This window comes from Campylobacter sp. RM12647 (genome assembly GCF_020138135.1).
Taxonomy (GTDB): Bacteria; Campylobacterota; Campylobacteria; order Campylobacterales; family Campylobacteraceae; genus Campylobacter_E.
The window spans coordinates 1-20,203 of the sequence record NZ_JACGAS010000017.1 but is presented as its reverse complement, the minus strand read 5'-3'; the positions used below and the strand labels follow the sequence as shown (position 1 = coordinate 20,203).

Below are 20,203 nucleotides of genomic sequence, written 5' to 3'. Positions count from 1 at the left end.
CTTAATTGCTAAACATAAAATCAATTTCCATTAATTCACATCTTCCATTATTGCAAGTATTTGCATTATTTGGATTTAAGAAATTACCATTACCCCTTCTAAAACTACCATCTCCAGTGCAATCAAACTGATTTAAGTATTCTCCTAATACATTATCTCTATTTCCAACTAAACCAATTAAAGTTAATGCCTCTATTTGATATCTTCCATTTGCCGTAACAGAAAGCTCTAAACTTCTTAAATTATTAGCAGGTCTTACTAATTCTAAATATTCTGCTTCGCTTATATTTTCATTATTTGTTGGAATTACCACAACCCCGTGATTTGTAATAACTATAGGAATAGCGTGAGCTCTACCATTGCTAAGGCTTACTAAAGCTATATATAAAGAACCAGCAGGAGAGCGGGTAAGTCTTATTAATTCTCTACCAATATCATCTCCAGTATAAACTGAACTTAAACTCCAATCAAATCTTGGCAATATATTTCTAGTTAAAGCCCAAATCGCCCTAACTCCTCTATGATAAATTGGCTCTCCGAATACCAACTCATTTCCCCAAAAGTTAAAAGCTCCTTGCATTAGATTATATAATGCTGGATTTCTTCTTTGAAAAGATATAAAAGGACTTCTATGCTCACTATAATCAAATAAATAACCTTGATTATTATTTTCTAGTTCAGGATTATATGGATATACTTGAGTTAATAAAGATACTATTTCAAAAGTTTGTAGCATACAAATTCCACAAATTCCACTAGCATCATTGCTACTATCACTTGTTCTTGTTATTGCATAAAGTCTTCTTATCCAATTATCATCTAAAACATTAAAATTAGCTAAGTTAAAGAAATTTAAATCTCTTTTTACTCTTCTTTCATTTCCACATTTGTGCGAATTAAATCCCGCATTTCTATAATTAAAATTCCATAAATCATACACACTACTATCAAAGAAAAATTGAGTATTCTTTAAAGAACTTCCCGCAAGATTAATTTTATAATAATCTTTTGTAACAACAAATAATCTTCCTAAATCACTACCCCTTGCAACTTCTAAAATATTATTTTTATTATCCACTATAAAAGAACCATCAAATAGATTTAAATTCCAATAAAAATCATTCTCTCTATCTTCAAAATTACATTTCTCAAATCTTAAATAACTAGCATTTAAATTAGATAAATTGGTCTTTAAACATTCAAAATTACCATTGTTATATAAAGCAATTTTACCTGAACTAAAATCATAATAAAAATTAGTTGGATTATTTTTATTTGCATTATTTTTACCCAAATAATACTTAGTTCTAACTCCACTTGTTCTATTTTCTACATAAAAATATATTGGTGTTTTTAAAGCATAATTTACAGGTGGCGCAATAGCTTCAAGCCATTCTTTCATAACACCTTCAAAAATTTTTATTTTATTACCAAAATTATTTTTAGTAGCCACTAATAAAAAGTTTTTTTCTGTAATTTTCATATTTGAAAATGCTTTTAAGCTAAAAGCATCGTTATTAATATCAAACCATTGAGATTTATCGTTTAATACACAAGGGCGAAGTTCTACATAATCACTCCCCATCTTGCCATTTTTCATTCTATCCCCAAGCGACGCACAAACCCAGCTATCATTATATCTAAAAGCAAGTCTTTTATATACATCATATCTTGTGATACTTGAGTTCTTGCAATCTTGCATACCTACTAGCAATCTTCCATCAGCTAACTTAGGGCTAAGACAAAATAATTTTCCATCGTGTGATTGAATAAATAGTCTTGAATCTTGAATTTTATCAGCCTTATGTTGAGTAATAGAATCAGCAAAAAGTATTATATTTAATAAAAATACAACTAATATTTTCTTCATATTTTCTCCTTTTTTATATTATATAATAAAAATTATTATTAAGGAAAGCAAATGTTAGTTAAATACGATAGTTTTTATCCTAATTTAAATAAATCAGTTTTTGTAGCAAATGGAGCTAAAATCATTGGAGATACTACAATTGATGAATATTCATCAATATGGTTTAATGCAGTTATTCGTGCAGATGTAGCTAATATAAAAATAGGAAAATACACAAATATCCAAGATAATTCTACAATTCATGTAGCAAGAGCTTTATATGATGAACTAGGAGTTGAGATTAGCCCTAAAACACCTTGTATAATAAAGGATTTTGTAACCATTGGACATAACTCTATAATCCACGCTTGCACGATAAATTCTAATGTATTAGTAGGAATGGGAAGTGTGATTATGGATGGAGCAGTTATTAATGAAAACTCAATAATAGGTGCAAATTCATTAGTAACTAAAAATAAAGTTTTTCCACCAAATTCATTAATTCAAGGAAGTCCTGCAAAAGTTGTTAGAGAATTAAGCAATGAAGAAATAAAAGATATTAAAAACCAAGCTTTAGAATATGCAGAAGTTAGTAAAAAATATCTAGAAAATTCTTAAAATCAAATTCCTTAAATTTTTAAGGAATTTAAATATTTTTTCATTTTATTTGCAAAAATACTTGCAAACTCTGGCTTTTTATCAAAATATAAAGCAGGTTCAATACATTCAATTTCATTTATATAAAACCTATCAGCCAAAAATATATCACACCTTGCATAAAAGCTATCTTTTGGAATATATTTGCTAGCTAAAGATATAAGTTCATCACTTGGATTAAAATCATCTATTTTTACACCATAATTATAGTTTGCTCTAAAATCATTATTTTTAGTTCTTAAAATACTATATTGATATGCCCCTTCAAAAAATACCAAACAAGCTTCGCTATCGTGATTAATGTATTCTTGAATTAAGGCTTTATCTTTATAAAATTGTAAATTAATATCATCATTAAACCTTGCTACACCATTTCCGCTTTGACCTATTAAGGGTTTTATGATTTGATTTGGCTTTAATTTTATATCTTTAATATCTACAATATTAGATTTTACAGCGTCTTTTATATCTAGTAAATATGATTTATCTAAGTTTTTTCTAATTAATTTTGTATTATTTATCAAAATAATATTATTTAGCTCACAAAAATCTAAAAATCTCAAAAACTCATCTACTTTAAGAGAATAATCCCAAACACCAAGTGGCAAAATAACACAATCTTTTAAATTCTCATACTCTTGCCACACAAAAAACTCACACTCAAAACCCAAGCTCAAAAACTCATTTTTAAGTATTCTAAGACCTATAGAGCCCTCTTTATAAATATCTTGCATTGCTATATAAATTTTCATTTTGTTCCTAAAAGTGATATTAAAGGCTTATTTTCATCAGCTAAAACATTTACATTTACATCATATAAATCTTTTAACATTTGTTTTGTGATAATATCATTTGCTAAACCTTTTTGATAAACTAAATTTTTATGTAAAACTATAAGCTCATCGCAAAACCTTGAAGCTAAATTTAAATCGTGCAAAACAACAATACTAATTAAGTTTTTAGTATAGGTTTGCTCCTTTAAAGCTTCAAGCAATAAGCATTGATAATGCAAATCTAAAGCACTCACAGGCTCATCAAGTAATAATACTTTTGGCTCTTTTGCTAACACTTGAGCAAAACTTATCATCTGCCTTTGTCCGCCTGAAAGTGCGTTTATATTTTTATTAGCTAAATGATTAATATTTAAACCCTTCATTATATTCAATGCAAATTCTAATTCTTCATCTTTTATAAAAAGCCCTAATTTTTTTAATTTTCCAAGCAAAACTACTTCTAAAGCACTAAGATTTGCATTAGAATTAAAATCTTGCAACATATAAGCAATATTGTTTTGCCAAGATTTATAAGTTTTTTTATTTAAAATAAAATCATCTAAACTAATTTTTCCATCTGCTTTTACTCTGCCAAAAATTGCATCTAAAAGCGAACTTTTACCAGCACCATTTGCACCTATTATTGCATATATTTTTCCATTTTCAAATTCTAAATTGATTTTATCTAATATTAAATTATTAGCTCTTTTAACATTTACATCTTTTAAGATTAGCATACCCTTCTCCTACTATATACTATAAAAAAGAAAAATGGCACTCCAACAAAAGAAGTAACAATTCCAATAGGAAATAAAGTCCCTATTACTATAATCTTTGAAATCACAGAAGAAAAACTTAAAAATACAGCACCAATTAACATAGATGTAAGCATATAAAATCTTTGGTCTTCTCCTACAAGCATTCTAGCTATATAAGGAGATACAAGCCCAATAAATCCAATAACTCCTACAAAAGAAATAGCCGTTGCACTCATAATTGATACAATTAGCAATGCTTTAAATCTAAGATAAGATAAATTAACACCCAAAACTTCAGCCCTATTTTCACCTAATCTAAAAGCACACAACGCCCAACTATCCTTTATAAGTAAAATAACACAAATAATTGTAACCGCTCCAACTATAATTACATTAGTCCAATTTGATTTTTGAAGTGAGCCAAAAAGCCAAAAAACAATTTGTTGAGAAATTTCAGGAGCACTTATGTATTGCACTAAAGATAACAATGATTGAAATAAAAATAAAAGCGCAATACCTACTAAAATTAACATTTCAGAACTAAAAGCTCTTGATTTTGCAAACAAAAACAAAACACTAGAACAAACCATAGTCATAGTAAATGCACCAAGTGGAACAGCAAAATAAAGACTAATTCCTGCAAATCCAAATGCAATCACAAGTGAAGCTCCAAAACCAGCCGCAGCAGCTAGTCCTAAAGTATATGGACTTGCCATAGGATTGTTAAGTAAAGTTTGAATTAATGCTCCACCATAACCTAAAGCAGCACCCACAACTAAAGCCATAACAGCCATAGGTAATCTTAATGAATGTGTGATTATATAAGATGTATTATCAACTTCAATATCAATAAAAAACGCTTTTAAAATTGATTTTACAACTTCAATAGGACTTATCATAGATGGACCTACAGCTATATCACACACAAAACCCAAAATACCCAAAAATATAAAAAATACAATAATTACAATTTTTTTTCGCTCATATTTTCTATGAGCGATTATTTCTTTACTTAAATTCATCTTTTATCACTTAGCTTGGATACCAAAAGAACCTGTTGGAATTATCGGAAGATATTTTTTGTGATAATCAATATAAGTTTTAATAGGGTCTATATCTTTGAATAAATCAGGATATAAAGCTTTAGCAATAAATTGTACCATAGAAGCATCAACTAGTGTTCTACTAGCTCCTTGATATACTGCAAAAAGTCTATTATCTTTTATAGCTGGCAAACTATCCCAACCTGCTCTAGTTTTAAAACCATTTAGCCTTTTATTTGCTTCTTCTTCATTAATTCCAATACCCATTACCATAGCTTCTGGATTTTTCTTAAGTTCAGTTTCACGACCAGCAATTATTATTACATCAGGCTTACTTGCTAAAACTTCTTCAGGATGAATTGGCATCCATTTTTCTACAAGTGGTGCTGCTATATTATCCCCACCTGCAAGGTCAATTAAAGCACCCCACATATCTTTACCAAAAGTATAACTATGCTCTTTTGGACCAAGATTTCCAAATTCTATATAAATTTTTGGCTTTTTAAGATTTGCTTTTTTAATTCTTTCTTGCACATCATCAATTATGCCTTTATAAAAACTTATAAGCTCATTTGCTCTTGCTTCGTTGTTTGTAATTTTTCCTATAACTTCGGTGCTTCTTATGTGTCTTTCAACACTTTCGCGGTTGTAATCAAGTATTACAATAGGAATATTTGCTTTATTAATTGGTTCAAGCTGGTCTTTTATCATCTCATATTGCCAATCAGCTAATACTAATAAATCAGGTTTTAAAGATAATACCTTTTCAACTGAAAATGTACTTAGCTCAACTTCTCCAACATCAGCTATATTATTTAACTCCGGCAAGACTTTAATATAAGCGTCCCAGCTAGCAGGAGTCCAACCAGTCCAAACTTCCTTAGAAAATCCTACTACATTTTTTAAAGCGTCCTTACCACCTACTGCTAAAAAGTCAGTATAGTAAAATCCAAGAACTATTCTTTTAGCAGGTAAATCAACCTTAACTTCTCTATCTAAAACATCTTTAATTACTTCCACTTTAGCATTAGCACCAACACATAAAACACTCGCCACAACTAAGCTTTTTAATAAGCCTTTAAACATTAGTTCTCCTTAATAATGATAATAAGAACTAATATTTTAAATAAAAAATATTAATAATAATTATTAATTTTAAAATTTTAAATACTTCTTAGTTTTTTAATCTCATCTCTATAAAATGCTGCTTGTTCAAAATCAAGCTCTTTTGCTGCTAGGTGCATTTTTTCTCTTAATTCATTTACTAATTTAGCCCGCTCATTTGCTGGCATTTTTTCTATTTTTGATTTTTTTATAGAAACATTATCTTCGTTTTGTTTTAAAGTCTTTTCTAATTTTCGCTCAACACTTCTTGGAGTAATTTTGTGCAATTTATTATAAGCTTGTTGCAAGCTTCTTCGCTCACTCGTAATATCTATTGCTTCTTGCATTGATTTTGTGATTTTTTTAGCATATAAAATTACTTTTCCATTGACATTTCTAGCTGCTCTTCCCATTGTTTGAATTAAACTCGTAGTTGAGCGTAAAAAGCCTTCCTTATCAGCGTCTAAAATAGCTATAAGACTAACTTCAGGTAAGTCAAGTCCTTCACGAAGCAAGTTAATTCCAATTAGCACATCAAAATCTGCATTTCTAAGACCAATTATTAATTCATTTCGCTCAATTGCATCAATATCAGAATGCATATATTTACATTTTATCCCTAATTCTGTGTAGTATCTTTGCAATTCTTCTGCCATTTTTTTTGTAAGTGTTGTGATTAATACACGCTCATTTCTTGCAATCACCTTTTTAATCTCATCATATAAATGCTCTATTTGGTTTTCGCTATCAATTATGCTAATTTCAGGGTCAAGCAGTCCTGTTGGACGCATAATTTGCTGATAAACACACTCACCGCTAAGCTCAAGCTCTAATTCAGCAGGGGTTGCACTCACAAATAAAAAAAAGCAATCTTTATTAATAAATTCATCAAATTGTAATGGTCTATTATCTAAAGCACTTGGCAATCTAAAGCCGTATTCAACTAGCACTTCCTTTCTAGCTCTATCTCCTGCAAACATTCCCCTAAATTGTGGCAAACTAACATGGCTTTCATCTACAATTACTAAAAATGGCTTTTGTTTTATTTTAAAATAATCAAATAAAGTATAAGGAGTTTCTCCTGCATTAAGCCCACTTAAATGTCTTGAATAATTTTCTATTCCTTTAGTCATTCCTGTAGTTTCTAGCATTTCTAAATCAAATTCAACTCGCTGTTCTAAGCGTTGTGCTTCTAATAATTTGCCTTGTTTTTTAAAGTATTCTAATCTTTCATCAAGCTCATTTTTAATATCTTTACAAGCTCTTTTAAGCGTTGGAGTAGCAACTATAAATTGATTTGCAGCATAAAGTGTAAATTTATTTAAATCTTTTATTTTTTTATTATCAAAAGTATTAAAAGTATAAATTTTTTCTAATTCATCATCAAAAAATTCTAAGCGAATTGCATCATCTTCATAATAAGCTGGATAAATATCTATAATATCTCCATTTACACGGAAATTCCCCCTATCAAAAAACGCATCATTTCTACTATATCCCATAGCTACTAAATGAAGTAATAATTCTTTTTGTTTATAACATTTGCCTACTTCAAAAAACTCTACCATATCAATATATTCAGCAGGATTTCCTAATCCATAATTAGCACTTACACTTGCAATACAAACGCAATCATCGTATGCTAAAAGCGAAGCAGTTGAACTTAAACGAAGCCTTTCTAAATCATTATTAACCGAGCTATCTTTTTCTATAAATGTATCAGTTCTAGGAATATAAGCTTCGGGTTGATAATAATCATAATAGCTTATGAAATACTCCACATGATTATTCGCAAAAAAGCCTTTAAATTCGCTATATAATTGCGCACAAAGTGATTTGTTATGGCTCATTATTAAAGTAGGCATTTTAAGTTTATTTATCACATTTGCCATTGTAAAGGTTTTACCCGAGCCTGTAACTCCTAAAAGAGTTTGATATTTTTGTCCGTTTTTTACACTATTTACAATTTTTTCTATTGCTTGTGCTTGGTCAGGTGATGGTTTATAATTACTAATTAACTCAAACATTTTAATCCTAAAAAATAATTTTTATTATTATATTAACTATAAATAATTAAAATCACAGCTTTAAAATTTGATTAAGGATAAACAAAATGAGCGATAACATAACAAGCACACTAAGTAATAAAATAGTAGAATTAATGGAAAAATATAAATATTTAGTAAGCGAAAACGAAAGACTTATGAATGAATTAACTCAAGCAAAAGCTAAATGTGAAGCACAATCATATGAAATTAGTAAATTAGAAGAAGAGTTATTAAATAAAAATCTAATTGAAGAAGAAACCTTAAAAGCAATAGAGCAAGTGCTTGGAAACAACAACTAAATTTACGATAACCTTAGGAGCTAGGGGCTATAATTTTAATGTTCCATCTAAAGAATTTTTAGCTTATTTAAATGATGATATAAATAAGCTAAAAAACCCTACAAAAAATATAGAAATACCACAATTTATTAATTTATATCTTAAAAAAAGTTACTCACACTTTCAATTAGTGCAAGAATTTGAAAAAATACAAGAAGAAAATTCACAACTTAAAGAAGAGAATTTAAAACTTAACTCAGAATTGCAAAAACAAACAAATGAATTAATAAATATTATAAATATTCTTAACAATAAAGGAAAAATAGATGAAAAAAGCATTTAGTATGATAGAAATGATTTTTGCTATTGCTGTTATAGGAATATTAGCAGGAATTGCAATTCCTAAAATGATGGCTAATAAAGACACAGCACATATAGTGCAATTAAAAGAGCAAGTTGAAGCTATTAGAAAAGGTATTGAAGCCTACGCTGGAAATTCTTATGTAGAAAAAGGCTTCAAAGAATATCCTACAAAATTATGCAGTAGTGGTTGTAAGGGTGCTCCTGCTTTTGCTGATGAGGTAGCAAAAGGAATTAATAGAAGAGCTAAAAATTCAGTTGGTTGGGACAACTCTGATGATGATTTATTATTTGTTACAAAACCTAAAGAAAATACAGCAGTATTTTTTAAATACGATGCAAGTGATGGAAGCTTTAAGTGTGATAAAAGCAAGGTCTTAAGCGGTTGGAAAGCAGAAGATTGCTCTATAATAGGAGAATAAGATGAAAAAAGCTATGAGTATGATGGAAATTATATTTGTAATAGTGATTATTGGTATATTAGCTGGCGTTGCTATTCCTAAATTATTTGCAGGTCGTGATGATGCACAAATATTAAAATTAAAAGAAACACTAGCTTTAATTCGTTCAGGCATAGAACAATATAAGCAAAATAGCCTTTATACAGATGGCACTTCAAAATACCCAGAGGGCTTATGCTTAGACGCTAAGCGTGATAAAGGTACAACATGCCAAAATAATATGAAAAATAGCAATAGTTTTTTTGCAGCAGTGTTAAAAAACCCTGTTACTTTTGGGTCTAAGCAAGGTAGTTGGGATGGTTGGACTAATAGTGTTGTAAATGAAACTTTTATTTATTATGCTGATAATAATAAAAATGGCTATGTATTTGAATACGATAAAAATAAAGGAACTTTTAAATGCCTTAATTCGTATCCAGGTGCAAAAGTTTTACCTTGTAAAAAATTAGGCGAGTAAAATGCTAGTAAATAAAAAAGCCTTTACTATGATAGAACTAATATTTGCGATAGTTATTATCGGGATATTATCGGCTGTAGCTTTACCTAATTTTTTTGATTTAAAATTTAAATCTGATATAGCTAGTTTAAATTCTGAAATAAAAGGTATTAATGGAAAAATTAACGCTCAACTGCTAAAAAATGTAATGGTAGGGAAAGTGTCAAGCTATGATAATCTAGATAATTTAAATCCATCTGGAAAACCAATTGAACCTACTAAAATTTTTACATCTTTATTTAAAGATGGCTTAGATAGAGGAGATGAGAATAAAGGTTGGCTTTTTTTAGCAAGAACAACAGCTACAAGCAATGTAACATATTCTGCATGGACTGATTTATATAACTCAGCTTATCAAGCAGATAAAGATTTTCAAGATTACTTAGATAAAGAAAAAAAAGATAGTAATCTTATAAAAGATGAGAAAATGGAACTATATAGATACACATTTAATTCTAATATATATTATAAATTTATTTATAGAAGTATAAAATCAGAATTAATATGCGTAGAAGCAGTATGTAATAAATGTAATAGTAAAAGAATTGATTCAATTAATAATATGATTCCTTGTATCAAAAAAGCTTCTTGATGAATTATTATAAAGTAGCGATTTTAGGACATAATTTAGAAACTTTAACCTATGAAAGTGATGAAGAAATTAAACCATTTTCAAAGGTTGAAGTAAAATTACACAATAAAAATTGTCTTGCAATTGTTATGAATAAATGTGAAAAGCCAACTTTTAACACCAAACAAATAATAAGTATTTTCAATGAATTTCTAACTGATAATCAAATGAAATTAGCAGAATTTATGAGTAAATATTACGCTGCTAATATATCTTTATGTCTTGATAGTTTTATACTAAGCAAAAATATATCTAATACTAAAAATAATTTAAATATAAATATAAATTTACAACTAAATGAAAAACAACTTTTGTGTCTAAATAGCTTACAAAATAATAAAATGAATTTGGTTTTTGGAGATACAGGAAGTGGAAAAACTGAAATATATGCAAAATTAATTCAAGAATGCCTTAATGAAGGAAAACAAGCATTGTTTTTAATGCCAGAAATCAGCCTAACTCCACAAATGCAAAAAAGAATGAAAGTATATTTTAAAGATTTATTCATTACTTGGCATAGCAAAATTACTAAGGCTAAAAAACAAAAAGATTTAATAGAATTTGAATTAGGAAATAAGCCTTTAGTAATTGGTGCTAGGTCAGCACTTTTTTTACCTTTTAGTAATTTAGGATTAATTATCGTAGATGAAGAACACGATAATTCGTATAAATCTTCAAAATATCCATGTTATAACGCAAGAGATTTGGCAATTTATCTAGCAAGTATTACAAATGCAAAAATCGTTTTAGGCTCTGCAACACCAAGCCTTCAAAGTTTTTATAATCAAAATATAAATAAATTTAGATTAAAAGGCACATATTTTCAAAGCGAAAAAGAAATTCTTTTTGACGATAGTCTTGAGACACCTAGCTCTAATTTACTTGATTTATTAGAAGATAATTTAAATAAAAAAGAGCAAAGTATGATATTTTTGCCTGTGCGTGGTAATTATCGTCAAGTTGTATGCAAGGATTGTAATTCAAGAAAAGTTTGTCCTAATTGCTCTGTGGCAATGAGTTTACACAATAAAACATATAAATGCCATTATTGTGGTAAAAAAGAGTATTTAAAAAATACTTGCGATAATTGTGGTAGCGAAATATTAGAAAGCAAAATAATAGGAACAGCTCAATTATGCGAAGAATTAAAAAAGGCTTTACCTAATGCAAATATTGCAAAATTAGATAGCGATGAATTAAGCTCGGCAACTAAACTTAAAGAAATACTAGAAGAATTTGAATTAGGAAATATAGATATTTTAGTAGGAACTCAACTAATCTCAAAAGGACATGATTATAAAAATGTTACATTTTGTGCTATTTTAGGACTTGATGAATATTTATTCTATCCTGATTATAAAGCTCGTGAAAATACACTTGCCCTTGCTATTCAAGTAGCTGGTCGTGCAGGAAGAGGCAAAAAAGCTAAAGTGTTAATAAATACTCAAAATAAAGATTTTTTTGAAAAATATTTACAAAATTATGATGAATTTTTAGAAGATGAGAAATTTTTTAGAACTAATTATCCACCATTTAAAAGACTATTAAGATTAATTATTGCATCAAAAAACGAAATAGAAGCAAGTAATTTATGTGAAGACTTGGCAAATCATTTAAAAAATAGCAAAGAAAACGATAATGATTATGAAATAATAGGCTATGGAAAATGTGCTATAGAAAAAATTAACAATAATTATAGATATTATATTTTGCTCCGTTCAAATAAAAAAATGTTACTAAGTAACCTAGCCTTACACTACAAACAGTTACAAAAAGTAACAATTGATATAGACCCTATACATTTTTCTTGACAAAACTACTTTTTTATTATCTAAAGCATTTATAATCTTTTTAAAAATTTTAAAGGAGTTAATATGGCATTTTTAGAAGAATACCAAAAATTAGTTGAAGAGCGTGCTGCTCTTAATGTCCCTGCATTGGTTTTAAATGTAGCTCAGACAAAACAATTATGTGAGCTTTTAGAAAACAACGATAAAAATAGCGAAAAATTAAAAGATTTATTAGCTAATCGTGTTGGTGTTGGTGTTGATGATTCTGCGCTTATTAAATGTGATTTCTTAGAAAAAATACTATTTAACAATAGTAAATGCACCTGTATAAATAAATCTGAAGCAATATCAATGCTAAGCACAATGCTTGGAGGTTATAATGTAAGAGTATTACTTAAAGCTTTAGAAAACAATGAAATTGCAGAACTTGCTGCAAATGCTTTAACTAATATTATTTTCGTTCATGATGGTTTTGATAAAGTTGCTGAATTACATAAAAAAGGAAATAAATTCGCAACCAAAGTTCTAACAAGTTGGGCTAATGCAGAATGGTTTATTAAAAGACCTGAAGTAGCATCTGAAATTGAATGTATATGCTTTAAAGTAAATGGAGAAACAAATACAGATGATTTAAGTCCAGCAAGTGAAGCATTTACTAGAAGTGATATTCCTTTACACGCACAAGCAATGCTAGTTAGAAGACAACCAGGTAGTATTGAAAAAATAGAAGAACTTAAAAAATCTGGCATTCAAGTAGCTTATGTAGGTGATGTTGTAGGAACTGGCTCAAGCCGTAAATCAGCAATAAATTCAGTTCAATGGCACATAGGTGAAGATATAAAAGGAGTTCCAAATAAACGCACAGGCGGTGTGATTTTAGGACAAACTATTGCTCCAATTTTTTTCAATACCGCTCAAGATAGTGGTGCTTTACCAATAGTTTGTGATGTTACAAATCTTGAAATGGGAGATAGATTTGTTGTTGATATCGCAAACGGACAAATTAAAAAAGATGGTAAAGTTGTTTCAACTTTTGAAATAAATCCAAATACTCTTTTAGATGAAGTTCGTGCAGGTGGAAGAATTCCGCTAATCGTAGGTCGTGGATTATGTGCTAAAGCTAGAGATGTTTTAGGTATGCCAAAAGAAGAAATATTTAAAAAACCATCTCAACCTGAAGTAAAAGTTAAAGGTTATACATTAGCTCAAAAAATGCTAGGTCGTGCTTGTGGTTTAGAAGGCGTTGTTCCTGGAATGTATATAGAGCCAAAAACTACAACCGTTGGTAGTCAAGATACAACAGGACCAATGACAAGAGATGAGATTAAAGAACTTGCTAGTTTAGGATTTAATGCAGATTTTGTATTACAAAGTTTTTGCCATACAGCAGCATATCCTAAATCAAGCGATGTAACAACACACACAACATTACCACATTTTATGAGTTCAAGAGGTGGGGTTTCACTTAAACCAGGTGATGGGGTAATTCATAGTTGGCTAAATCGTTTTGCTATGCCTGATGAAGTTGGAACTGGAGCTGATTCACATACAAGATTTCCAATAGGTATTAGTTTTCCTGCAGGTTCAGGACTTGTAGCATTTGCTGCTGTAACAGGTGCTATGCCACTTAATGTGCCTGAGAGTATTTTAGTTCGTTTTAAAGGCGAATTACAACCTGGTGTTACATTAAGAGATTTAGTAAATGCAATTCCTTATGTAGCTATAAAAGAAGGTTATTTAACGGTTGAGAAAAAAGGCAAAAAGAATATTTTTGCTGGTAAAGTTTTAGAAATTGAAGGCTTAGAAAATCTAAAAGTAGAACAAGCATTTGAATTAAGCGACGCAAGTGCTGAAAGAAGTGCAGCTGCATGTTGTGTTAATTTAAGTAAAGAAAGCATAGCTGAATATTTAAATTCTAACATAAGCTTAATTGATGCTATGATTGAAGCTGGATATGAAGATAAAAATACACTTTTAAGAAGAAAAGCTAGAATGCAAGAATGGCTTAATAATCCTACATTATTAAGAGCTGATAAAGACGCTAGTTATGAGCATATTTTTGAAATAGATTTAAATACTATAAAAGAGCCTATCCTAGCTTGTCCAAACGATCCTGATGATGTAGCAACTCTTAGTGAAGTATTAGCAGATAGCAAACGCCCACAAAATATTGATGAAGTATTTGTTGGTTCTTGTATGACAAATATAGGACATTATAGAGCTTTAGGAGAAGTTATTAAAGGTAAAGGTATGCTTAAAACTCGTCTATGGGTAGCACCTCCAACAAAAATGGATAAAGCTCAACTAACAAAAGAAGGATATTATTCAATTTATGGTGCAGCAGGTGCTAGAATTGAAGTTCCAGGATGTAGCTTATGTATGGGTAACCAAGCTCGTGTAAATGATGGAGCTGTTGTATTTAGTACAAGCACAAGAAACTTTGATAACAGAATGGGTATAGGCGCTCAAGTTTATTTAGGTAGCGCTGAATTAGCTGCTGTTTGTGCTTTACTTGGTCGCTTACCAAACCCAAGCGAATATTTAGAATTAGTAAATGATAAAATAAGCGATAGCAAAAAAGCTAATATCTACAAATATCTAAACTTCAATGAAATTGAAAACTTTAAAGTAGATTAATAATCTAGGGCATTTTGCCCTAGAACAATTTATTAATAAACTTTTATAATAATTAAGCTAAATCAATAAAACAAACAAAAAAGACAAATATAATCTCATTTAAAAATATTATGAAAGGATTTTTATGGAAAGTTTATATCCATTTGCACTTATTATTCACATTTTTTGTGCGATTATTTTTGTTGGTTATTTGTTTTTTGATGTTGTTATCTTTAGTCGTGCTAAGAAAAATCTAAGCCAAGAATTAGCACAACAAATTCAAGAAAGCATAACTAAAAGAGCTATTAAAATTATGCCAATTTGTGTGGTATTGTTAATACTTACAGGCGGTATGATGATGAGTAGATGGGTTGGTAGCGAGATTGGCTTTTTTGACACTACATTTCAGAAAATTTTTATGCTAAAAGTTGCTTTTGCTAGCTTAATTTTTATAATGGTAGCTATTAGTTTAATTTTCAAATTCGTAATCAAAAAACCAAATCCTTTAAATAAAATAATACACCCACTAGCATTAACTCTAGCTATTCTTATTGTGCTTTGTGCTAAGTTAATGTTTTATGTATAAATTAGTAATATCTTTAATATTTTTTAATATAGCTTTATGTTTATACTTTGCTAGTTTAGATGCTTTTTATAGTATCCAACTAGCATTTTATGCTAATTTAATAATTCCATTTCTAAGCTATTTAAGCCTTAAAAAATCATTACCTAAATTCCAAATTGCAAGTAAGCCTAGATTTTTTATACAAAATACAAACCCTATTTATATACCAAAAAAAGGCATTAAAGAGAATTTTAAAGCAATTAAACATTACAAAATATTTATAAATATATATAAGTTTTTAGCCTATGTTTTTTTTATAATACTCGTATTAATATTAATTAATAATAAGCTTTTTAATATAATTGCTTTTTTTGTAAGTTCTTTTGTAATAATTTTAAACTTATTATTAGTAAGGATATTTAAATGATAAAAACAATCAACTCTTTAAGAGCATTATTATTTGCATCTTTGCTATTGTTTGTAGGAAATTCTTTTTTACTAAGCTCAAATTCTATACTGCTAAAAAATCTTGGATATGATGAATTTTATGTAGGATTAGTAAGTTCAAGCATATATTTTGGTGCATTAATTAGCACATTTTTTTCTCATAGTCTAATTCAAAAAGTAGGACATATTAGAAGTTTTGGTTTTTTTACTTCACTATTTGCTATAGCTGCAATTTTGCATATATTTACAAAAGAAATATATTTTTGGGCTATTTTAAGATTTACAATAGGATTTTCATACTATACATTATTAGTAATTATTGAATCTTGGATAAATCAAAAATCAAAAAACGAAATTCGCTCACGAATGCTTTCAATTTATGAAATAGTATTTTACTCTGGTTTTGCCATAGGAGTATTATTGTTATATTTTGAACCAGATTATAATAATGTATTTATAATAGCTGTTATAGTGATTTTATTATGTTCGTTACCGCTTAATTTGTTAAAAATCAAACAACCTATCCTTAAAGAAAGGCGTAAAATCAGTATCCCAAATATTTTCAATGTATCAAAACTAGCATTTATATCAGCATTTGTTGGTGGCTTTTTAATGAATGGATTTTTTTCTATGTCTCAGACATATTTTCTAGCATTAAATTATAATATTCAAGATATATCTTTATTAATTTTTACTGCAATGTTAGGTGGATTTATAGCACAATTATTTATAGGTAAATTTTCTGATACTTATGGTAGGAAAATAGCGATTTTATCTTGCGTAATACTTGCGTTTTTTGCTAGTTTAGGGCTATATTTTTTAGCAAGTAACAAAATTGCTATATTTATTTTATGCTTTTTTCTTGGAATGGGGCTTTTTTGCATATATGCTCTAGCTCTTGCAAGGGCTAGTGATAGAGCAAAAGAAAGTTCACAAATATTAGAAATCGGAAGAACACTAATGTTTGCATATGTATCAAGCTCAGTTTTATCTCCTATAATTTTAGGCTTTATGATAAGTAATTTTGGAGCTAATGCTTATATTTTAGTTTATATAGTTTTATTGTTTTTCTTAGCTATTTTTACTCTTACTCAACCAAAAATTGACGCTGTAAATAGAATAGAATTTGAGCAAAAACCAAGTCAATTTGTGCATTTAGGCAACGATGAATAATATAAATACGACTTTAAATTCTTTAGTAAATAGTGATTTAGGGCTAAAGCAACAAGGGAATTTAAAACCCAATGTAAAAGATACAAAAGATATTAAAGAACCCTTAAAAGAAGGCAGTTCATTAATTAACGAGGCCTTAAGCGAAGATGAAACACTAGAACTAGGTCTTAAAAAAATCGTAAATAAATTACTTGATGGAATAAAATCAAGTAAAGATTTAAACCAACTAGGCGAAAATGCAAAAAACATAAATATTTCAAAAAATATTGCTCAAGATATTAAAGAATTAAAAGCAATTTTAAGCAAGGATAAGGATTTAGAAGTATTTGTAAATAAACTTGATAATTTATTAAATACCAAAATGCAAGATTCAAAAGCCTTATTTCAAGCTTTAAATAATTCAGGGGTATTTTTAGAGAGCAAACTAAGGGCTAATCTAAACGAACAAGCCTTACCACAAAGCTTTTTTAGGCTTATTTCATTTATGAAAAATATCAAAACAAGTGATTTAAAAAGTGAGATTTTTAAACTCGGTCAAGAGCAAATGAGTGCCGAAAAATCCCTTGAAAAATTAGAAAATTTTATAAATCAAAAATTAGAAAATAAATCAACCACTACCCCTGTTATAAAAACTTTAGAATTATTAAAAAACGCTAGAGCGTATTTACAAAAAAATACCGAACCACTAAAACTAATTGAAGTAGCAAATAAATTAGAAGATAAAATCAATAAAGAAATAAAAAACCTAATAAATATTGAAGTTAAAAACGATAAAGTAAAAAGCATATTACCAAAATTAGCAAGTTTAAAAGCTGATATTCAAAACATAAAAAATCTAGCAAAAGAAATCATAAACAACCCATCAAATGTGCAAAATAATTATAAAATTTCAAATAATGAGAATAATATTTTAAGCAAACTTGAAAATATTAAAGAAATTCTAAAAAATAATAATGACATTTATACTAAAGATACTAATAAAATTGAAATAAAAACAACAAAAGAATTTGAAAATAAGGAAAATCAAAAAATCAATAATTTAAATTCTAAAACCACAGATGATAAAATAAAAGCTACTGAAAAACCTATAGAAAAATCAAGTGAAGATATAAAAAGTGATTTAAAAGCTTTACAAGATATAACAAAATCTCAAGATATTAAACAAGAATTAAAGTTGTTAAACAATCCAGAAATCAAACAAGCAATCAATCAAAACAATACAATAAGTTCTATTTTAAATAGCGAGAATTTGAGTTTGCAAAATAAAATTGAAAGTTTGACAAAATTACTAAGTGCTAATTTAAAAAATGAAGAAAGTTTTAAAAATTATATAAATACTCAAGAAATAAAAAGCCTAAAAACTCACTTAAATCAAGCCAAAAAAGATATAAATCAGGTTGTAACTAGAACTGCAGAACATATAAACAACTCCATTTCAAACGATGCTAAATCAATACTGCTTCAAACTTCAAAAGTAGCTTTAGCAAAAGATAATAAAGTAGCCTATGATATGAGCCAAAAACTATTAAATCAAATAGAATTAAACCAAATAATATCAGTTGCAAATAATGAAGTAAATACATATTTACCCTACTCTTTAGATGATTTAGATGAATCAAATATTAGTTTTAAAAGTGATAGCGAAGATAAATTTTACGCACAAATTAAGCTAAAATTTAAAAGACTTGGAGCTATTAATATTATGCTTGGTTTAAATCAAGATAAATATTTAGATATTAATATGATGATAGAAAATGATAATTTTAGAGAAATCTTAATCAATCACGCAAGGGGTTTTAAAAAGGATTTAAGAAAAGCTGGTTTAATTACTTCTAATTTCTTTATTAGTAAATTAAGAGAGAGCAAATACGAAGATGAATATACATTAGACTTAGGATTTAATAAAAAAGTATGAGTAAGATAAGAAAAGCCCTAGCCTTAGGCTATAACAAAGATAAAAATAATGCTCCAAAAGTAATGGCAACAGGTAGCGGAGAAATTGCCGAAAGAATTATAAAATTAGCTAACGAGCATAATATTCCTATTAAAGAAGATGAAGAATTATGTGAAGTATTAAGCAAATTAGAATTAGGAGAAGAAATTCCACCTGCAATGTATAAGGCTGTTGCAGAAGTATTTTCATTCATTTATAGAATGTCAAAAGAAATGAAATAATTATTTTTTAAATATTTAGAATAATATTTAAATTAATAAATATCAAGCTTTTAAAATTATTCCATTAACTTATTTTCATATTTTAATATTATAATTTTTATATAACTTAAAAAATTAAGTTTTATTTAAACTAAAAGGAGAATTTATGGAAAAGTTATCTCGTAGAAGCTTTTTAAAAGGTGCAGCAGGAGTAGCAGCTAGTGCGTCAAGTTTAGGTGCTGTTGATTTTGTAGCAGGTGATCCAATAGGTGCAGTAGATGGATTTAGTGCTACACACTTTGGAGCTTTTTATCCTATTGTTAAAAATAATAAATTAGAAAGCATAATACCATTTGAAAAAGATGAGTGTCCTACAACATTATTACAAGGAGTTTTATCTAGAACCTATGCTCCAGATAGAATTAAAAACCCAAGCGTTAGAAAAAGTGTTTTAGAAAAAGGATTTGAAAAAGCTCCTAAAAACTTAAGGGGTAAAGAAGAATTTGTTGAGATTACTTGGGAAAAAGCTTATGAATTAGTAGCTAATGAGCTTAAAAGAGTTTATGAAAAATATGGCTCTAATGCAGTTTTTGGCGGTAGTTATGGTTGGTATTGTGTTGGAAATATAAATAACCCACAAAGCTTACTTGGTAGAATGTTAGCAATTGCTGGTGGATATACCACAAGCACTCTTACATACTCAACTCATTGTATTCGTGCAATTACTCCTTATGTTAGTGGTGTTGATGAATCAAATGCTAAGCAAACTTCTTGGGAAAATATATTAGAACATTCAAAAGTAGTTGTAATGTGGTCAGTTGATATAGCAAATACCAACCAAATAGGCTGGGGAGTTCCTATGCATGAAACTTATAGCTATTTAAAACAACTAAAAAAATTAAAAGATGAAGGTAAAATTAGAGTTATAAATATAGACCCTGTGGTAAATCATACAGCGAGATTTTTAGGTGCAGAACAAGTATTTATTAATCCTACAACC

At 28.3% G+C, this 20,203-nt stretch carries 19 protein-coding genes; 13 read left to right on the top strand and 6 right to left on the bottom strand.

The window, feature by feature from the left end; genetic code table 11:
• Nucleotide 1: 1 nt before the first annotated feature.
• Nucleotides 2-1,870: a DUF1561 family protein gene (locus tag AVBRAN12647_RS06920; protein ID WP_336614910.1), complete on the bottom strand. Its 1,869-nt coding sequence runs from the start codon at nt 1,868-1,870 to the stop codon at nt 2-4.
• 51 nt (nt 1,871-1,921) lie between these two features.
• Here AVBRAN12647_RS06920 and AVBRAN12647_RS06915 point away from each other — a divergent pair, with 51 nt between their 5' ends.
• On the top strand, nt 1,922-2,467 hold the full coding sequence (locus AVBRAN12647_RS06915) for a gamma carbonic anhydrase family protein (RefSeq protein WP_336614909.1): 546 nt from the start codon (nt 1,922-1,924) through the stop codon (nt 2,465-2,467).
• Between the two features lie 11 nt (nt 2,468-2,478).
• Here AVBRAN12647_RS06915 and AVBRAN12647_RS06910 read toward each other — a convergent pair whose 3' ends face one another.
• The 5 genes from AVBRAN12647_RS06910 to uvrB form a co-directional block, all read right to left on the bottom strand.
• Nucleotides 2,479-3,258 carry an ATP-grasp domain-containing protein gene (locus AVBRAN12647_RS06910; RefSeq protein WP_239803618.1) on the bottom strand — a complete coding sequence of 260 codons (780 nt, stop codon included), beginning with the start codon at nt 3,256-3,258 and terminating at the stop codon, nt 2,479-2,481.
• On the bottom strand, nt 3,255-4,016 hold the full coding sequence (locus tag AVBRAN12647_RS06905) for an ABC transporter ATP-binding protein (protein ID WP_214120341.1): 762 nt from the start codon (nt 4,014-4,016) through the stop codon (nt 3,255-3,257). The genes AVBRAN12647_RS06910 and AVBRAN12647_RS06905 overlap by 4 nt, the downstream gene beginning before the upstream one ends.
• On the bottom strand, nt 4,010-5,059 hold the full coding sequence (locus tag AVBRAN12647_RS06900) for a FecCD family ABC transporter permease (protein WP_336614908.1): 1,050 nt from the start codon (nt 5,057-5,059) through the stop codon (nt 4,010-4,012). Before AVBRAN12647_RS06900 ends, AVBRAN12647_RS06905 begins: the two co-directional genes overlap by 7 nt.
• Nucleotides 5,060-5,065: 6 nt before the next feature.
• The gene (locus tag AVBRAN12647_RS06895; RefSeq protein ID WP_214120343.1) at nt 5,066-6,166 is read right to left on the bottom strand and encodes an ABC transporter substrate-binding protein; all 1,101 of its coding nucleotides are present in this window, start codon (nt 6,164-6,166) and stop codon (nt 5,066-5,068) included.
• A gap of 77 nt (nt 6,167-6,243) precedes the next feature.
• Entirely contained in the window at nt 6,244-8,211 is a 1,968-nt protein-coding gene (uvrB, locus tag AVBRAN12647_RS06890; RefSeq protein ID WP_336614907.1) for an excinuclease ABC subunit UvrB, read from the bottom strand.
• An 86-nt stretch (nt 8,212-8,297) separates the two neighbouring features.
• On the opposite strand from uvrB, the gene AVBRAN12647_RS06885 reads away from it, so the two are divergent.
• From AVBRAN12647_RS06885 to AVBRAN12647_RS06830, 12 genes are all read left to right on the top strand, one after another.
• Nucleotides 8,298-8,531, top strand: a complete 234-nt coding sequence (locus AVBRAN12647_RS06885) for a hypothetical protein (RefSeq protein ID WP_214118384.1) — start codon at nt 8,298-8,300, stop codon at nt 8,529-8,531.
• Nucleotides 8,515-8,853 (top strand): hypothetical protein, encoded by a 339-nt coding sequence (locus AVBRAN12647_RS06880; protein WP_336612807.1) that lies wholly within the window; start codon nt 8,515-8,517, stop codon nt 8,851-8,853. Before AVBRAN12647_RS06885 ends, AVBRAN12647_RS06880 begins: the two co-directional genes overlap by 17 nt.
• Entirely contained in the window at nt 8,837-9,292 is a 456-nt protein-coding gene (locus AVBRAN12647_RS06875) for a type II secretion system protein (RefSeq protein ID WP_214149919.1), read from the top strand. The genes AVBRAN12647_RS06880 and AVBRAN12647_RS06875 overlap by 17 nt, the downstream gene beginning before the upstream one ends.
• 1 nt (nt 9,293) lies before the next feature.
• On the top strand, nt 9,294-9,788 hold the full coding sequence (locus tag AVBRAN12647_RS06870) for a prepilin-type N-terminal cleavage/methylation domain-containing protein (protein WP_336614906.1): 495 nt from the start codon (nt 9,294-9,296) through the stop codon (nt 9,786-9,788).
• Nucleotide 9,789: 1 nt separating this feature from the next.
• On the top strand, nt 9,790-10,419 hold the full coding sequence (locus AVBRAN12647_RS06865) for a type II secretion system protein (RefSeq protein WP_336614905.1): 630 nt from the start codon (nt 9,790-9,792) through the stop codon (nt 10,417-10,419).
• Entirely contained in the window at nt 10,419-12,269 is a 1,851-nt protein-coding gene (locus AVBRAN12647_RS06860; RefSeq protein ID WP_336614904.1) for a primosomal protein N', read from the top strand. The genes AVBRAN12647_RS06865 and AVBRAN12647_RS06860 overlap by 1 nt, the downstream gene beginning before the upstream one ends.
• Before the next feature lie 63 nt (nt 12,270-12,332).
• A complete protein-coding gene (locus tag AVBRAN12647_RS06855; RefSeq protein ID WP_214120518.1) occupies nt 12,333-14,885 on the top strand; it encodes a bifunctional aconitate hydratase 2/2-methylisocitrate dehydratase in 2,553 nt (850 codons plus the stop codon).
• A 124-nt stretch (nt 14,886-15,009) separates the two neighbouring features.
• Entirely contained in the window at nt 15,010-15,450 is a 441-nt protein-coding gene (locus tag AVBRAN12647_RS06850) for a copper resistance protein CopD (protein ID WP_214118371.1), read from the top strand.
• 402 nt (nt 15,451-15,852) lie between these two features.
• Complete coding sequence (locus AVBRAN12647_RS06845) at nt 15,853-17,049, top strand: MFS transporter (protein ID WP_336614903.1); 1,197 nt, start codon at nt 15,853-15,855, stop codon at nt 17,047-17,049.
• Nucleotides 17,042-18,964: a hypothetical protein gene (locus AVBRAN12647_RS06840; protein ID WP_336609721.1), complete on the top strand. Its 1,923-nt coding sequence runs from the start codon at nt 17,042-17,044 to the stop codon at nt 18,962-18,964. Before AVBRAN12647_RS06845 ends, AVBRAN12647_RS06840 begins: the two co-directional genes overlap by 8 nt.
• Complete coding sequence (locus AVBRAN12647_RS06835) at nt 18,961-19,224, top strand: FlhB-like flagellar biosynthesis protein (RefSeq protein ID WP_214118364.1); 264 nt, start codon at nt 18,961-18,963, stop codon at nt 19,222-19,224. Before AVBRAN12647_RS06840 ends, AVBRAN12647_RS06835 begins: the two co-directional genes overlap by 4 nt.
• A gap of 145 nt (nt 19,225-19,369) precedes the next feature.
• Nucleotides 19,370-20,203, top strand: an 834-nt coding sequence (locus AVBRAN12647_RS06830; protein ID WP_336608140.1) for a molybdopterin-dependent oxidoreductase, incomplete at its 3' end; no start/stop codon positions are given.

Coding starts and splice junctions, on each gene's coding strand:
- AVBRAN12647_RS06885 (WP_214118384.1), top strand. CDS start 8,298: ATGAGCGATAACATAACAAGCACACTAAGTAATAAAATAGTAGAATTA.
- AVBRAN12647_RS06915 (WP_336614909.1), top strand. CDS start 1,922: ATGTTAGTTAAATACGATAGTTTTTATCCTAATTTAAATAAATCAGTT.
- AVBRAN12647_RS06905 (WP_214120341.1), bottom strand. CDS start 4,016: ATGCTAATCTTAAAAGATGTAAATGTTAAAAGAGCTAATAATTTAATA.
- AVBRAN12647_RS06845 (WP_336614903.1), top strand. CDS start 15,853: ATGATAAAAACAATCAACTCTTTAAGAGCATTATTATTTGCATCTTTG.
- AVBRAN12647_RS06870 (WP_336614906.1), top strand. CDS start 9,294: ATGAAAAAAGCTATGAGTATGATGGAAATTATATTTGTAATAGTGATT.
- AVBRAN12647_RS06840 (WP_336609721.1), top strand. CDS start 17,042: ATGAATAATATAAATACGACTTTAAATTCTTTAGTAAATAGTGATTTA.
- AVBRAN12647_RS06910 (WP_239803618.1), bottom strand. CDS start 3,258: ATGAAAATTTATATAGCAATGCAAGATATTTATAAAGAGGGCTCTATA.
- AVBRAN12647_RS06835 (WP_214118364.1), top strand. CDS start 18,961: ATGAGTAAGATAAGAAAAGCCCTAGCCTTAGGCTATAACAAAGATAAA.
- AVBRAN12647_RS06860 (WP_336614904.1), top strand. CDS start 10,419: ATGAATTATTATAAAGTAGCGATTTTAGGACATAATTTAGAAACTTTA.
- AVBRAN12647_RS06850 (WP_214118371.1), top strand. CDS start 15,010: ATGGAAAGTTTATATCCATTTGCACTTATTATTCACATTTTTTGTGCG.
- AVBRAN12647_RS06895 (WP_214120343.1), bottom strand. CDS start 6,166: ATGTTTAAAGGCTTATTAAAAAGCTTAGTTGTGGCGAGTGTTTTATGT.
- uvrB (WP_336614907.1), bottom strand. CDS start 8,211: ATGTTTGAGTTAATTAGTAATTATAAACCATCACCTGACCAAGCACAA.
- AVBRAN12647_RS06875 (WP_214149919.1), top strand. CDS start 8,837: ATGAAAAAAGCATTTAGTATGATAGAAATGATTTTTGCTATTGCTGTT.
- AVBRAN12647_RS06855 (WP_214120518.1), top strand. CDS start 12,333: ATGGCATTTTTAGAAGAATACCAAAAATTAGTTGAAGAGCGTGCTGCT.
- AVBRAN12647_RS06865 (WP_336614905.1), top strand. CDS start 9,790: ATGCTAGTAAATAAAAAAGCCTTTACTATGATAGAACTAATATTTGCG.
- AVBRAN12647_RS06900 (WP_336614908.1), bottom strand. CDS start 5,059: ATGAATTTAAGTAAAGAAATAATCGCTCATAGAAAATATGAGCGAAAA.
- AVBRAN12647_RS06920 (WP_336614910.1), bottom strand. CDS start 1,870: ATGAAGAAAATATTAGTTGTATTTTTATTAAATATAATACTTTTTGCT.